The organism is Actinocatenispora rupis (genome assembly GCF_016861975.1).
Taxonomy (GTDB): domain Bacteria; phylum Actinomycetota; class Actinomycetes; order Mycobacteriales; family Micromonosporaceae; genus Actinocatenispora; species Actinocatenispora rupis.
In genome coordinates this window covers 38,436-53,048 of the sequence record NZ_BOMB01000046.1, presented here as the reverse complement: position 1 = coordinate 53,048, position 14,613 = coordinate 38,436, and the positions used below count along the sequence as shown (strand labels likewise).

At 72.6% G+C, this 14,613-nt stretch carries 12 protein-coding genes; 4 read left to right on the top strand and 8 right to left on the bottom strand.

Features of this window, described 5'->3' with window-relative positions; all coding sequences use genetic code 11:
• Window positions 1-28: 28 nt before the first annotated feature.
• Window positions 29-703: a NuoI/complex I 23 kDa subunit family protein gene (locus Aru02nite_RS32550; RefSeq protein WP_203664084.1), complete on the bottom strand. Its 675-nt coding sequence runs from the start codon at window positions 701-703 to the stop codon at window positions 29-31.
• A gap of 123 nt (window positions 704-826) precedes the next feature.
• Here Aru02nite_RS32550 and Aru02nite_RS32545 point away from each other — a divergent pair, with 123 nt between their 5' ends.
• Window positions 827-1,816, top strand: a complete 990-nt coding sequence (locus Aru02nite_RS32545; RefSeq protein ID WP_203664083.1) for an aldo/keto reductase — start codon at window positions 827-829, stop codon at window positions 1,814-1,816.
• Window positions 1,817-1,858: 42 nt separating this feature from the next.
• Here Aru02nite_RS32545 and Aru02nite_RS32540 read toward each other — a convergent pair whose 3' ends face one another.
• The 6 genes from Aru02nite_RS32540 to Aru02nite_RS32515 all read right to left on the bottom strand — a co-directional run bounded on the left by Aru02nite_RS32540 (window position 1,859) and on the right by Aru02nite_RS32515 (window position 9,385).
• Window positions 1,859-3,559 (bottom strand): hypothetical protein, encoded by a 1,701-nt coding sequence (locus Aru02nite_RS32540; protein ID WP_203664081.1) that lies wholly within the window; start codon window positions 3,557-3,559, stop codon window positions 1,859-1,861.
• A gap of 890 nt (window positions 3,560-4,449) precedes the next feature.
• Window positions 4,450-5,910, bottom strand: a complete 1,461-nt coding sequence (locus Aru02nite_RS32535) for a choice-of-anchor P family protein (RefSeq protein ID WP_203664079.1) — start codon at window positions 5,908-5,910, stop codon at window positions 4,450-4,452.
• Between the two features lie 422 nt (window positions 5,911-6,332).
• Window positions 6,333-7,295 carry a complex I subunit 1/NuoH family protein gene (locus Aru02nite_RS32530; RefSeq protein WP_203664077.1) on the bottom strand — a complete coding sequence of 321 codons (963 nt, stop codon included), beginning with the start codon at window positions 7,293-7,295 and terminating at the stop codon, window positions 6,333-6,335.
• A complete protein-coding gene (locus tag Aru02nite_RS32525; protein WP_203664076.1) occupies window positions 7,295-7,906 on the bottom strand; it encodes an NADH-quinone oxidoreductase subunit C in 612 nt (203 codons plus the stop codon). The genes Aru02nite_RS32530 and Aru02nite_RS32525 overlap by 1 nt, the downstream gene beginning before the upstream one ends.
• A gap of 201 nt (window positions 7,907-8,107) precedes the next feature.
• The gene (locus Aru02nite_RS32520) at window positions 8,108-8,701 is read right to left on the bottom strand and encodes an NADH-quinone oxidoreductase subunit B (RefSeq protein WP_239077087.1); all 594 of its coding nucleotides are present in this window, start codon (window positions 8,699-8,701) and stop codon (window positions 8,108-8,110) included.
• Window positions 8,702-9,013: 312 nt separating this feature from the next.
• Window positions 9,014-9,385, bottom strand: coding sequence for an NADH-quinone oxidoreductase subunit A (locus tag Aru02nite_RS32515; RefSeq protein ID WP_203664075.1), 372 nt, complete (start codon window positions 9,383-9,385; stop codon window positions 9,014-9,016).
• A 226-nt stretch (window positions 9,386-9,611) separates the two neighbouring features.
• Between Aru02nite_RS32515 and Aru02nite_RS32510 the strand changes: the two genes are divergently transcribed.
• Complete coding sequence (locus Aru02nite_RS32510) at window positions 9,612-9,857, top strand: hypothetical protein (protein ID WP_203664074.1); 246 nt, start codon at window positions 9,612-9,614, stop codon at window positions 9,855-9,857.
• An 8-nt stretch (window positions 9,858-9,865) separates the two neighbouring features.
• Here Aru02nite_RS32510 and Aru02nite_RS32505 read toward each other — a convergent pair whose 3' ends face one another.
• Window positions 9,866-11,377, bottom strand: a complete 1,512-nt coding sequence (locus tag Aru02nite_RS32505) for a molybdopterin-dependent oxidoreductase (RefSeq protein ID WP_203664073.1) — start codon at window positions 11,375-11,377, stop codon at window positions 9,866-9,868.
• A gap of 259 nt (window positions 11,378-11,636) precedes the next feature.
• Here Aru02nite_RS32505 and Aru02nite_RS32500 point away from each other — a divergent pair, with 259 nt between their 5' ends.
• Both Aru02nite_RS32500 and Aru02nite_RS32495 read left to right on the top strand, forming a co-directional pair.
• Window positions 11,637-13,499 carry a 2-oxoacid:acceptor oxidoreductase subunit alpha gene (locus tag Aru02nite_RS32500; protein WP_203664072.1) on the top strand — a complete coding sequence of 621 codons (1,863 nt, stop codon included), beginning with the start codon at window positions 11,637-11,639 and terminating at the stop codon, window positions 13,497-13,499.
• A complete protein-coding gene (locus Aru02nite_RS32495) occupies window positions 13,492-14,565 on the top strand; it encodes a 2-oxoacid:ferredoxin oxidoreductase subunit beta (RefSeq protein ID WP_203664071.1) in 1,074 nt (357 codons plus the stop codon). Before Aru02nite_RS32500 ends, Aru02nite_RS32495 begins: the two co-directional genes overlap by 8 nt.
• Window positions 14,566-14,613 lie beyond the last annotated feature (48 nt).

Below are 14,613 nucleotides of genomic sequence, written 5' to 3'. Positions count from 1 at the left end.
ACGGCGCGACAACACTCCGCAGCGGGTGTCAGGACCCGGCCGGCGGGTCCGGCTCCGACGGCGGCGTCGCATCGGACGGCGGTGTCGGGCCGGCAGGCGGCGTCGACCCGGACGGCGGGGCCGGATCCGCAGGCGGTGCCGCGGGGCGGGACGGCGGGCGGCTGACGCGTACCCGGGCGGCGGGTGCGGAACCCTTGCGCTCGGCGGCGGTGACCTCCTTGGCCGGCTCGCCGTTCGGGTCGTGCGCGGGCGGCGCCGGTACGGTCGCCATCCAGTCGCCGAGCCGTTCCTTCTCGTGCAGCAGGTCGCGGATGTCGTACTCCGCGTACTCGAACTCGGGGGTCCAGTACAGGGCGTCGAACGGGCACGCCTCGATGCAGATCCCGCAGTACATGCAGAGGGAGAAGTCGATCGCGAAGCGGTCCAGCATGTTCTTCTGCCGGGCCCGCGCCGCGCCGGGTACCTGCACGGTCTCCTTGTGCGAGTCGATGTAGATGCACCAGTCGGGGCATTCGCGGGCGCACAGCATGCAGACCGTGCAGTTCTCCGCCAGCAGCGCGATGACGCCGCGGGACCGGGGCGGCAGCTCCGGCTGGACGTCCGGGTACTGCTCGGTGTGCGCCGGCCGCACCATCGTCTTCAGCGTCGTGGCCAGTCCCCTGGCCAGGCCGCCGCCCGGTACCGATCCGCCCATGCCGCCCATCCTGCCACCGCGTACACCCGCCCGCCGGCGCGGCCGACGGCGGGGTTGTCAGAATCGAACCCGCCAGACCCGTCACACCGCAGGTCACGCCGTCGACGCGGGCCGCGCAGGAAGGACAGCCCGGTGGAATACGTACGACTCGGCACGAGCGGGCTCAAGGTGTCCCGGCTGTGCCTGGGCATGATGAGCTACGGCGACCCGGTGAACTGGCGCGAGTGGGTGCTGCCGGAGGCCGACGCGGCACCGTTCGTACGGCGCGCCGTCGAGGGCGGCGTCACCTTCTACGACACCGCCGACATGTACTCGCTGGGCGCCAGCGAGGAGATCACCGGCCGGCTGCTGCGCCGGTTCTTCACCCGCCGCGAGGACTACGTGGTGGCGACGAAGGTGTACCACCCGACCGGCGACGGGCCGAACGACCGCGGCCTGTCCCGCGCGCACATCATGGACTCGATCGACGCGTCGCTGCGCCGGCTCGGTACCGACTACGTGGACCTGTACCAGATCCACCGGTTCGATCCGGAGACGCCCGTCGAGGAGACGATGGCCGCGCTGCACGACGTGGTCCGCGCCGGCAAGGCCCGGTACATCGGGGCGTCGTCGATGTGGGCGTGGCAGTTCGCGAAGGCGCAGCACACGGCGGAGGCGCACGGCTGGACCCGCTTCGTGTCCATGCAGAACCACTACAACCTGGTGTACCGCGAGGAGGAGCGGGAGATGATCCCGCTGTGTGCCGACCAGGGTGTGGGCATAGTGCCGTGGTCGCCGCTGGCCCGCGGTTTCCTCGCCGGCAACCGCGGCCGGGACGGGCAGCAGCACACGGTCCGGTCCCGTACGGACCCGGGCAACCTCGGCTTCTACGCGTACGACGAGTCGGACTTCACGATCGTGGACCGGGTCGCGGACGTCGCCGAGGCGCACGGCGTACCGCAGGCGCAGGTGGCGCTGGCGTGGCTGCTGCACCAACCGGCCGTGACCGCGCCGATCGTGGGCGCGACGAAGGCGCACCACCTGGACGACGCGCTCGCCGCGACCGAACTGCGGCTGTCGGCGGAGGAGCTGGCGCTGCTGGCCGAGCCGTACCGGCCGAAGCCCGTCTCGGGTCACTCCTGACCCGCCGCGGGCCCCCGTCCACCGGGGGCCCGCGGTACCCGGTCAGGCGAAGTCGGCCGGGTGCAGCGTCACCGTGCCGCCGCCCGTACCGACGACGATCGCCGTCAACCCCGCCAGATCCTTCCGCCGTACTCCGGCGTCGCGCAGCGCGGCACGTACGTCACCGCGCCCCACCCGGTACAGGGGGCTGCTGGCGCCGGCGACCAGCCGCAGGTCCCGCCCGAACCCGGCCGGTACCTTCGCCGACCGGGCGTCGCGGGCGCCGCCGACGACCGCGGCGCGCACCGCGGCCCGACCGGTACCGCCGAGGTCGGTGACGGTGACGACCCGCTTGCCGGTCAGGTCGAACACGTCCCCCTCGTACGTGCTGCCGTCGCTGTCGGTCCACGGCCCGATCGCCACCCGCCCGGTACCGCCGGCCACCCGTCGCGCGGCCTCGTCGTACCGGGGGAGGTCGGTGGGGCGGAACCGCGCGTTGAACGTCTCGGCGTCGAGGGTGAGGTGATCGCCGGCGACCAGCGGCTGCACCACGCCGAGCGCACCGCTCTCGGCGAGCTGGGCCACCGCCTCGACCGCGGCGTCACCGGTCCAGCCATGCCGCTTTCCCAACCGGTTCACCAGATCCAGCGCCGCCGTCGAGTCGACCGCGTCCCCGCCGGCCAGCGCGCCGTACGTGCTGAGCCGGTTGGACCGGAGCAGGTCCAGTACCAGCTTCGGGTCGTCGTCGTACCCGCCGCTCAGCGGGAGCAGGAAGACCCAGAAGTGGGGGTCGGGCGAGGTGGCCGTCCACGCCCGCCACTCGTCCGGGTCGGCCGAGCAGGTCACCTTGGCGGAGTGGTTCGGCCGGATCGCCGGCAGCTTCGCCGTACAGGTGGCGAACGCGTGCTTGCCCGCCTTGTCCGTGGAGAACAGGCCGACGAGGTGGCCGCGCCGGGTGGTGTCCCCGCCGTCCGCCTTGACGGTGCCGGACTCCGAGCAGGACGACTCGTCGCAGTACCCGTTGTCGGCCTTGCCGACCTCGTACCGGGCGGGCGCCACCGGGTCACGGTCCCGGTCGACGCCGCCGTACCCGGCGATGCCCTTGTCGAACGCCGACTTCCGCACGTGCGTCACGTCGAACGCGACGTGCGCGGTGTCCGCGGCGCCCACCCCACCGTCCACCGCGACCAGCCGGTACGGCTCGTCCGCCGTCACGTACGCCACGCCGCCGCCCGGCAGCTTCAGCGGCGTGACCGCCGTCCCGTGCACCGACCGCGGGTACGCCGGGTCGGCGTCCACCGCCGCGTGCCGCGGGTCGTCCGCCCGCAGCCCCGCCTTCAGGTACGCGGCGAGATCGGTCGGCGACAGCTTCGACGGCAGCACGGTCAGCCCCGACCCGGCGGTCGCCCACTTCCCCACCAGATACCCGGCGCGCGCCGGATCGGTGGCGAGCACCCACCGCCGGTCACCCCGCACGTACGTGTTCCCGTCGCCGTCGGACACCACGTCGGCGCGTCCGCCGGCCCGCCGGACCGTCCCGTACGCCCGGCCCTTGACGTCCACGGTGAGGTCGACGGTCTGCTGGGTGTCGGTCTCGTCGACGGACAGCCCGCCGGTCAGGTGCACCGCGTCGGCGGCGGCGACCTCGGCCGCCGCGGCCAGCACCCGCTCGGTCGGCGACGGCGCGAAAAGCTTGTGGTAGAGCGGAATCCCGACGAGCCCCACGGCCAGCGCGAGCACCACCACGACCGCGAGACCACCCACCAGCATCCCGGTACGCCGGCGTCGCGTCGGCGGTGGCGGCGGTGGCGGCACGTACCCGGGCTCGTCCAGTCCGATCCGGATCGCGTACGGCTCGCCCGGCCGGTACCCCGCGTCCAGCGCCGACGGCGCGCCGGGCGCGGCACCGTACGCGTCGACCGGGGGCGCGGTCCGGGCGTACGGCTCGCCCGGCGCCGCGGTCGAAGCGTACGGCTCGCCCGGCGCCGCAGCGGAAACCGGCGGCGCGGGAGGAACTGGCGGCGCGGCGGAAACCTCGGGCGCGGCAGGAACCGGCGGCGCGGCGGAGACCTCAGGTGCGGTAGGAAGCGGCGGCGCGGCGGGAACCCCTGCTGCGGCGGGAACCCCGGTGGGAAGCCCAGGTGCGGTGGGAACCGGCGGTTCGGTGGGAACCTCGGGCGAGGTGGGGGCGCCGTCGGCCGGGCGCGCCCACGGCGACGGCGGCGCGCCGGGCGCAGCGTCCGAGGTGGGGCCCGCGGTGGGATCCGCGGGGGCGGGCCGGGCTTCGGGGTCGGGGCGCGGATCGTCGGGCTGTCTGTCGTTCTCGTTCAACGGGGGGATCTCCTCAAGTTCTGGCGGGGTTTCCACCGGAAGCGGAGGTTAGACGCGCTGCGACCGGCCCGGAACCGGCCGTACGGACGAGGACGATCCCGGTGCTACGCCGCCGATCCACCCGAATCGGAACCCGGATCCGCCGGTACGCAAGCGAACCCGCCCCGCCCGGCGGCCCGCGCAACGCGCCCGCAAAGCACGAACTCGCCCCGCACCGCGAACCCCGCACCGCGAACCCGCAGTGCGCGAAGCCGCCCCGCACCGCGCGGCGGTACGGGGCGGATCGGACGGTGGTGCGGCACCGGGCAACCCGGCGCATCCCGTCAGGAGCAGTTGTGCATGGCGGCGGTGGCGGAGCCGACCACGAGGTCGACCGCGCCGGACGCCGCGGTCAGGTGTACGGCGTTGACGGTGAGCCCGCCGTCGCCGCGTACCTGCTCGTCGACGACGAGGCGGAGGCCGTCGCCGAGGTCGACCGTCGAGTTCGGCCCGGTCGACACGTGCACCGGTACGCCGCCGACGGTCACGTGCACGGTGGCGGAGCCGGTCGTGCCGTCGCACCGGGCGGTGGCGGTGGCGCGTACCGCGGAGATCTGGACGAGGGGCAGGTCCTTGAGACCCACCGTCACGTCCGACACCGTGGTGGTGGCCGTGGCCGTACCGGTCGCGGTGGTCACGGTCGGGCAGACGGCGTGGGCGTGCGCGACCGCGAGGTCGAGCGTGGCCGTGCACCGGGCGTGCCGCGCCGTCGGGTCCGCCGTACGCACCGCGCCGGTGTCCGGCTGCGGCACGAGCCGTACGGACAGGCCCGGCAGGCCGGCGGACAGCGACAGCCCGTAGGCCCGGCCCGTCGCGTACGTGAGCCGGACGGTGGCGTTCGTCGACGACGCCGCGTACCTGTCGTCACCGCCGAACGTCGCCTTCACCGGTACGGTCGCGTCCGCGGTCAGCGGCTGCCGCACCGAGCGCACCACGCACGACGCGGTGCCCTTGCCGTCGGTCTTCGCGGTGCACGACTGCGCACCGTTCCCCGTACCCAGCGCGAAGCTCACGGTCCGCCCGTCGATGGCCGAGCCGGACTTCGTGGTGAGCACGGCCGACAGGGTCGCCGCCGCACCGTTCGCCACGTGCTTCGCCCCCGTGTACGCCAGCGTCGTGTCCTGCTTCGCCGGCGGCGGCGGGGTGCCACCGCCCCCACCGACGTCGTACTGGTAGAGGTTGTGGGAACGCATGATGCCGATGATGTTCTTGGCGTAGTTGGGATCCGTGGCGTATCCGGCCCGGGCCACCTCCGTGATGAACCGGTCCGGATCGTTCGTGTACCTGAACGCCGTGGCGTACCGCTTGTTGTCCCGGAGGAACTCGCCGTGGTCCTTGAAGGACCCCTCGGGCGAGGCGTAGTCCCGGAAGTACGCGTAGGCGGGGTGGCAGGTGGGGTCGCACTCGGTGGTCTTGCGCCGGGTGCAGCCGGTGCCGTTGGGGCCCGGGTCGTTCGGGCTGGTGCACTTGATGCCGAAGAAGTTGTTTCCCGGCGCCGCGTCGCCCCACGCGGACTCCCAGGCCGCCTGGGCGATCGTCACCGCGGCCGGTACCCCGGTGGTGCGTTCCGACGCCTGCGCGCCGGGGACGGCCCGGGCGATGAACGTGTTGGGTGGTTGCGCGGCGGCCCGGCCCGATCCGATCAGGGATCCGGTCAGGACGCTGGCGACGACCGCGAGTACCGCGACCGCGGCGAACCTGGTACGCCGGCGATGCGTGTCGCCGCGCGCGTGGTGTTCCGTCACTGCTGCCCCTTCGTGGTGTGTGGTGGCGGAAGGCGGACGCCTCCCGTCTGCTCCGCACCCACGAACTCGGCGGCCCCCGTGGCATCGCCGGTCCCCCTCAGCGGTCGTCAACCGCTTCCACATAAGGGGACTTTCATGATCGATTGAATACTTTTGTCAGCTGTACGCACCCCGTCCGGGTTGTCGGATCCTCGCTTGACGGCACCCGTTCCGACGTGTTCGGTGCAACTTGCAGCGGTCAAATTCTCAATACAGGTGCTAGGGTCCGAACGACCCCGGCGTACCGTTTCGACGCCGGTGGCCAGTACTGCGGGGGGTGCAGGGAAGGGACGCGGCCGATCGGGGCCGCGCCCTTTTCCCCGCTCAGGACTCCCCGCCCGTAGCCGGATTCCCCGGCGTACCAAGGGATTCCCGAGCCGGCGTCAGGACATCGCGACGCGCACGACGGCGGTCAACACCAGCTGCCCCAGCGACACCGGTACCAGCACCAGCCAGCAGAACCGCTGCAACTGGTCGGCGCGCAGGCGCGGGAAACTCACCCGTACCCAGATGATCACGAACGCGACCAGGAACACCTTGACCAGCGTCCACAGCCAGCCGAGCGCGTCGTCCGCGAACGGCCCGCGCCAGCCGCCCAGGAACAGCACCGTGGTCAGCGCCGAGATCACCACGATCCCCACGTACTCGGCGAGCAGGAACAGCGCGAACCGCAGCCCCGTGTACTCGGTCATGTAGCCGAACACCAGCTCGGAGTCGGCCACCGGCATGTCGAACGGTGGGCGCCGGATCTCCGCCAGCCCGGCCGTGAAGAACACCAGCAGGGCCGGCAGCTGCCACGCCAGCCACCACGGGTGCCACGCCTCGACGATGCCGGACAGTGACAGCGTGCCGGCCGCCATCGCCACGCTCGCCGCGGAGAGTACGAACGGCAGCTCGTAGCCGAGCAGCTGCGCCGCCGCCCGCAGCCCACCGAGCAGGCTGTACTTGTTCGCGCTGGACCACGCGGCCATGAGTACCGCGACGACGCCGACCCCGACGACCGCGAGTACCAGGAACAGGCCGATGTCGAGGGCCTGCCCGGCGAGCCCCGGCCCGAGCGGCAACACCAACATGACCGCCAGGTACGGCAGCAGGGCGAGGATCGGGGCGGCGCGGAACACGTGCCTGTCCGCGGCGGCCGGGACGACCTCCTCCTTCTGTACGAACTTGACGCCGTCGGCGACGAGCTGCGCCCAGCCGTGGAAGGCGCCGGCGTACATGGGGCCGAGGCGGCCCTGCATGTGCGCCATCACCTTGTGCTCGATCTGGCCCACCACCAGCGGCAGCACCAGGAACGCGACGATCACGCCGGCGAGCCGCAGTACCAGCTCGGCCCAGAGCGGCATCAGGCGTCACCCCACTCGCCCGGCGCCGGTACGCCCGGTGGCCGCATCGGCGCCCGCTTGCCGGCACCGGCCGAGCCGGCATGGCTCTCACCCGGTTCCTTGGCGCCGGGCCACGGCTTCGCCACCCGGCTCGCCAGGATGAAGTCCTTGCGCAGCGGGTGCCCCTCGAAGCCGTCCGGCAGCAGCAGCGGGCGCAGGTCCTCGTGCCCCGCGAACCCGATCCCGAACATCTCGTACGTCTCGCGCTCGTGCCACGCGGCCCCGGGGTACACCGGCACCACACTGTCCACAGTGGAGTCCGCCGGGTCGAGCAGGGTACGCACGAGCACCCCGTACCGGCCGGCGACCGACCACAGGTGCGCCACCACGCGGAACCCGTCCGGCAGCTCGTCGACCGCGGACAACCAGTCGAAGAAGTCGCAGCCCAGCTCGTCGCGCGCGGCGGTCAGCGCCGCCACCCACCGCCCCGGCGGTACGTCGACGGTGTCCCGCGCCCAGTCGCCGCCGCCGGACACGGACGCGACGCAGCCGTCGCCCAGCAGCTCGGCCAGCCGCGCGCCCACACCCGCGCCCGGCCCGTGGCCCGCGGCGCCGGACCCGTCTGCACTCATGCCGCCCCCGTCGAACGGAGTACGTCGGCGGTTCTCATGACCCGATCCTATTGCCGACCGGGTCCGTGCACCGTCTCGCGCCGGCCCACCGCGTCGCGCGGGTTTGCCCCGTTCCGCCCCGGTACGGCCGGCCGATCGGTCACCATGCTCCCCGGCCCCGTGCCCCGCGCCGCGGACGGCCGGGTCGCGCTGCTACAGACGCTACGGCCGTACCGGCGGGGCGGTCAGCGTGGCGGCGTCGGTGGCGCCGGCGCGGGCGACACCGGGTGCCAGCGGGTCGTCGCGGCGGGCGCCGCCGAGGCCGACCTGCTCGCGCGCGATCCGGTCCTGGAGCCGCAGGATGCCGTGCAGCAACGCCTCCGGCCGCGGCGGGCAGCCCGGCACGTACACGTCGACGGGGATGAGCTGGTCGACGCCCTTGGTCACCGAGTACGAGTCCCAGTAGGGGCCGCCGGAGTTCGAGCAGGCACCGAACGAGATCACGTACTTCGGCTCGGCCATCTGGTCGTACAGCCGCTTGATCGCGGGGGCCATCTTGTCGGTGACGGTTCCGGAGACGACCATCAGGTCGGCCTGCCGCGGCCCGTGCGCGAACGGGATGACGCCGAGCCGGATGAAGTCGTGCCGGCCCATCGACGCCGCGATGAACTCGATCGCGCAGCAGGCGAGGCCGAAGTTGAAGACCCACAGCGAATACCGCCGGCCCCAGTTCAGTACGAAGCGGATCGGCTCGCCGAGCACGCCGGCCACCCCGCGCCGCGGCGCGGGTGTCGGCAGCGGCACCGGTCCGGTCATCCCGCCTCCACGGTCCTCGTCGTACTCCCGTGCCCCAACCTACCGCCGGACGATGCGCCCGGACGACGCGCAACCACCCCCCGACCCGGTACGTGTCCGGCACGGGCAGACGCAGTGGCGGACGTACGGCCGGGACGGGTCGGGGTTCCACCAGACCGGCGGACCGACCGCGTTCGCCCCGCGGTACCAGGACCTGCGGAACGCGACGCTCGACGTCCCCTTGTCGACGCCCGGCGACTTCCCGGGCGGGTCGGCACGGTCGGCAAGGTCGCGGCGAGCACCGAGCACGACGCGAAGGACCCGGGGGGGCGGTCAGGTCCAGCGCAGGACGCCCTTGCGCCACGCGTACAGCAGGCCGAGGAGCAGGACGGCGACGAAGACGGCCATCTCGACGAGCGTCGTCGTACCGAAGCCGGGGCGGGCGAACACGAGCGCCCACGGGAACAGGAAAACGCTCTCCACGGCGAACAGCACGTACAGGTACGCGAAGACGTAGTAGCGGATCTCGGCCTGCGCCCAGTCACCGCCGACCGGGTCCACGCCCGACTCGTACGTCGTGAGCTTGCCCGGATCGGGACGGTGCGGACGAAGCAGCCGGTTCCCCGCGAACGCCGCACCGAACAGCACGACGCCCACGACCAGCAGGATGCCGAGCGTGGCGTACGAGCCGAGATAGCCAGACACGCCACAGAGCGTACGGGCCGATCACCGGTTCGGGCGACTCCTCGCCGGGGTGCCTCGCGCCGGGGTGGCACGATGGACCGGTGTTGATGGTCGGGTTCCCCGCCCGGACGCGCCCGGCGGCCAGTCTCGGCCGGCGGGCTTTCCTGGTTGTCCGACCAGCCATGACGTCGCAGATCGCGCCCGCGCCGACGCATCAGGACCAGCCCGTCGCGTACCGGAGCAGATCATGACGAATCCTCCCGGCGCCCGGGTGCCCGCCTCCGGCTCCTCGCCCGAGCGCCCGCACCGGCCCGACCGGGCCGAGCCCGACACCCAGCGTGCGGCGCAGGCCGAGCCGGTCGACCCCGCCCAGCACCGCCGCACCCGCCGGCGGCAGATGATCGCCGCGATCCTGGCGATCGTCGCGATCGTCGCGTTCGCGCTGATCCAGGGCTTTCTCGGCGCTCCGAACAAGATCCCCGGCACGCACTGACCGACGGCTCAGCCGACCGTGACGCTGGCCGAGTGCCAGCCGGTCGCGCCGTTCGGCGCCACGTCCGCCTGCGCGCCCGTCTGCGTGTACCCGGTGGAGTCGGTGGCGCGGACCCGCAGGACGTGGTCGCCGGGCGTGGCGTCCCAGTCGTACACCCACTGGCGCCAGGTGTCGGCCGTCGGTACGGGGGCCAGCCGCGCCGGCCGCCACGGACCGTCGTCCACGCGTACCTCGACGCGGCTGATGCCCTTGTGCTGCGCCCACGCCACCCCGGCGACCGCGACCCGACCGGCGGGCCGCCGCGCCCCGTCCCGCGGCGTGTCGATCCGGGACTCCGTCTTGACCGGCGCCTGCGCCGAGTACCCGCGGGGCACCCAGTACGCGTCGTAGTCGGCGAACGTGGTGAGTTCCAGGTCGACGAGCCACTTGCAGGCGGAGACGTAGCCGTACAGGCCGGGGACGAGCATCCGGACGGGGAAGCCGTGCTTGATCGGCAGCGGTACGCCGTTCATCGCCACCGCGAGCATCGCGTCGCGGCCGTCGAGTACGACGGCGGTGGGGGTGCCGATGGTCATGCCGTCGGCGGAGCGGCTGACGATCTGGTCGGCGTCGGGGTGGACACCGGCCTCGCGCAGCAGGTCGGCCAGCCGGACGCCGGTCCACCGCGCGTTCCCGATGTACGGCCCGCCGACCGGGTTCGACACGCAGCACAGCGTGATGTCCCGCTCGATCAGCGGCCGTTTCAGCAGCTCCTCGTACGTGAGCGTGACGGGGTGGTCCACCCGCCCGTGTACGGTCAGGCGCCACGTCTCCGCCGCCACCTGCGGCAGCGTCAGCGCGGTGTCCACCCGGTAGAAGTCGGCGTCGCCGGTACGCCACGGGCTCAGTCCGGGCAGCCGCAGGTCGGCGCCGGCCGGTACGGGTGGGGCGGGGCTCGCGGCGCGCGGGATGCGTACGGCGGCGCGGGACCGGTCGGCGGCGAACCGCGCCTTCTGCAACGCCCGCCCGCCGTACCCGGCGAGCGCGGCGGCGGCCACGGACGCGCCGGCGAGCGCGAGGAACCGGCGCCGCTCGTACCCCTCGGGGGTGATCTCGGGGTCGGGGGTGCGCAGCAGCAGGCCGAGGGTGCCGAGCCCGACGACGGCGCCGACCAGCGACGGCACCGGATCGAGCGGGCCGGCGTCCGGCTGCACCGCCGCCGCCACGACCCCGAGCAGGCCGAACGCGGCGAAGCCGAGCATGCCGATCCAGCGGCGCCGGGCGGCGAGCATCCCGAGTAGCGCGGCGATCGGGACGAGCAGTACGAGGATGCCGACGATCAGCGCGGTCTTGTCGTACGCCCCGAAAGTCCGGATGGCGAAGTCCTTGACCGCGGCCGGGGTCAACCGCACCACGCCGGCGCCGACCGCCTCGACCGGCGCCGACTCCGGCCGTACGAAGGCCGCCGCCAGCTCCGCCACGCCGAGCGCGACCGCGCCCGCGAGCACCCCGGCCACCGCGCCGGTCGTCCGCCGTCCCATGCCTTCCAGCATCGTTCGTCCGGGGCCGCACGGGCGCCCGCCAATGGTGACGATTCGCTGACGTCCGGGGCGAGCCACGACGAAGCCGGCGGCCCCTTCCGGTACGGAACCGGCGAGAGGCATGCCGCCTACCGGGACGTGACGCCCGCGATAGGACACCCTTACCGGCCCGACGTAGCATCCGAGGGAGGAGTAAGTGGGCCGTCTCCCAGCCGAACATGCGGCGATTCCCGGCCCGGCGACAGGAGGTACCTCGCCCGTGGCCAAGCAGGTCCGACAATTGGATCGGGTGGTCATCCGGTTCGCCGGTGACTCCGGCGACGGCATGCAGCTCACCGGTGACCGGTTCACCGCGGAGTCGGCGCAGCTCGGCAACGACCTGTCGACACTGCCGAACTTCCCGGCCGAGATCCGTGCCCCTGCCGGCACCCTGCCCGGCGTGTCGAGCTTCCAGCTGCACTTCGCCGACTACGACATCCTGACGCCCGGCGACGCGCCGAACGTGCTGGTCGCGATGAACCCGGCCGCGCTCAAGGCCAACCTGCGCGACGTCCCGCGCGCCGCCGAGATCATCGTCAACACCGACGAGTTCACCAAGCGCAACCTGGCCAAGGTCGGGTACGAGGTGAGCCCGCTCGACGACGACTCGCTCGACGCGTACGCGGTGCACCGGGTGCCGTTGACGTCGCTGACCGTCAAGGCGCTGGAGAGCTTCGACATCTCGAAGAAGGACGCCGAGCGGTCGAAGAACATGTTCGCCCTGGGTCTGCTGTCCTGGATGTACAACCGGTCGGTGGAGGGCACCGAGGCGTTCCTGCGCAAGAAGTTCGCGAACCGGCCGGAGCTGGTCGAGGCGAACGTCACGGCGCTGAAGGCCGGGTGGAACTACGGCGAGACCACCGAGGAGTTCGCCGTCCGGTACGAGGTGAAGCCGGCGAAGCTGCCCCCGGGCACGTACCGGAACATCACCGGCAACCTGGCCCTGGCGTACGGGTTGATCGCGGCGAGCGTGCGGTCCGGCCGGCCGCTGTTCCTCGGCGCGTACCCGATCACGCCGGCCTCGGACGTGCTGCACGAGCTGAGCAAGCACAAGAAGTTCGGCGTGGTGACGTTCCAGGCGGAGGACGAGATCGCGGCGGTCGGCGCGGCGCTCGGCGCGTCGTACGGCGGGGCGCTCGGCGTGACGTCGACCTCCGGCCCGGGTGTCGCGCTGAAGGGCGAGACGATCGGCCTGGCGGTCATGCAGGAGCTGCCGCTGGTCATCTGCGACATCCAGCGCGCCGGCCCGTCGACGGGCATGCCGACCAAGACCGAGCAGGCCGACCTCAACATGGCGCTGTACGGGCGGCACGGCGAGTCGCCGGCCGCGGTCGTCGCCGCGAGTTCCCCGTCCGACTGCTTCTACGCGGCGATGGAGGCGTGCCGGATCGCCCTGACGTACCGGGTGCCGGTGCTGCTGCTGTCCGACGGCTACCTGGCGAACGGGTCGGAGCCGTGGAAGCTGCCGAAGGTCGACGAGCTGCCCGCGATCACCGTCGACTTCGCCACCGAGCACAACCACGAGAACCCCGACGGCAGCACCAGCTTCTGGCCGTACCAAAGGGATCCGGAGACGCTCGCCCGCCCGTGGGCGATCCCCGGCACGCCCGGCCTGGAGCACCGGATCGGCGGCATCGAGAAGGCCGACGGCACCGGCGAGATCTCGTACGACCCGGCCAACCACGACACGATGGTGCGGCTGCGGCAGGCGAAGGTCGACGCGATCGCGCGCAGCATCCCCGATCTGGAGGCCGACGACCCGACCGGCGAGGCGAAGGTACTCGTCCTCGGCTGGGGCTCGACGTACGGGCCGATCGGGGCGGCGGTGCGGCGGCTGCGCGGCAGCGGCCACCAGATCGCGCAGGCCCACCTGCGCCACCTGAACCCGTTGCCCCCCAACACCGAGGAGCTGCTCCGCCGGTACGACAAGGTCGTGGTGCCGGAGATGAACCTGGGCCAGCTGTCCCAGCTGCTGCGCGGGAAGTTCCTGATCGACGTGATCGGCTACAACAAGGTACGCGGCCTTCCGTTCACCGCTGGCGAGCTGGAGACGGCGCTGGAGGAGATCGTCAAGAATGTCTGACCCCGTCACGATCCCGAACGGCCGGCACGCCCTGTCGCTGGTACCCAAGGCCGAGGACAAGCAGACCGCGAAGGAGTTCAAGAGCGACCAGGAGGTGCGCTGGTGCCCGGGTTGCGGTGACTACGCGATCCTGGCCGCGTTCCAGAGCTTCCTGCCGTCGCTCGGCATCAAGCGGGAGAACACCGTCGTCGTCTCCGGCATCGGCTGCTCGTCCCGCTTCCCCTACTACATGAACACGTACGGCATGCACTCGATCCACGGCCGCGCGCCGGCGATCGCGTCCGGCCTGTCGGTGTCCCGGCCGGACCTGTCGGTGTGGATGATCACCGGCGACGGCGACGCGCTGTCTATCGGCGGCAACCACCTGATCCACGCCCTGCGCCGCAACGTCAACCTGAAGATCCTGCTGTTCAACAACCGGATCTACGGCCTGACCAAGGGTCAGTACTCGCCGACCTCGGAGCTGGGCAAGGTCACCAAGTCGACGCCGTTCGGCTCGACGGACGCGCCGTTCAACCCGGTCTCGCTGGCGCTCGGCGCGGAGGCGTCGTTCGTCGCCCGTACGCTCGACTCCGACCGCAAGCACCTGACCTCCGTACTCGCCGCCGCGGCCGAGCACAACGGCAGCGCGTTCATCGAGATCTACCAGAACTGCCCGATCTTCAACGACGACGCGTTCGAGGTGTTGAAGGACCCGTCGTCGCGGGACGAGGCCGTGATCCGCGTCGAGCACGGGCAGCCGATCACGTTCGGCCCGGACGGCTCCCGCTGCGTCGTACGCTCCGGCTTCGGCCTGGCGGTCGCCGACACCGCGTCCGTCGACCCGGCCGACATCGTCGTACACGACGCGCACGACGCCGACCCGACGTACGCGTTCGCCCTGTCGCGGCTGCCCGCCGGCAGCGATGCGCTGATGCACACGCCGATGGGCGTGCTGCGCGACGTGCCGCGGCCCTCGTACGACGACCTGGTGCGGGCGCAGGTCGAGCACGCCGCGACCGGCGCCGTACCGGAGGAGGACCTGGACCGCCTGCTCTACTCGGGCGACACCTGGGCGATCGTCTGACCCAGCGGACGCCACCGACGGCCCGGACCGACCAGGTCCGGGCCGTCG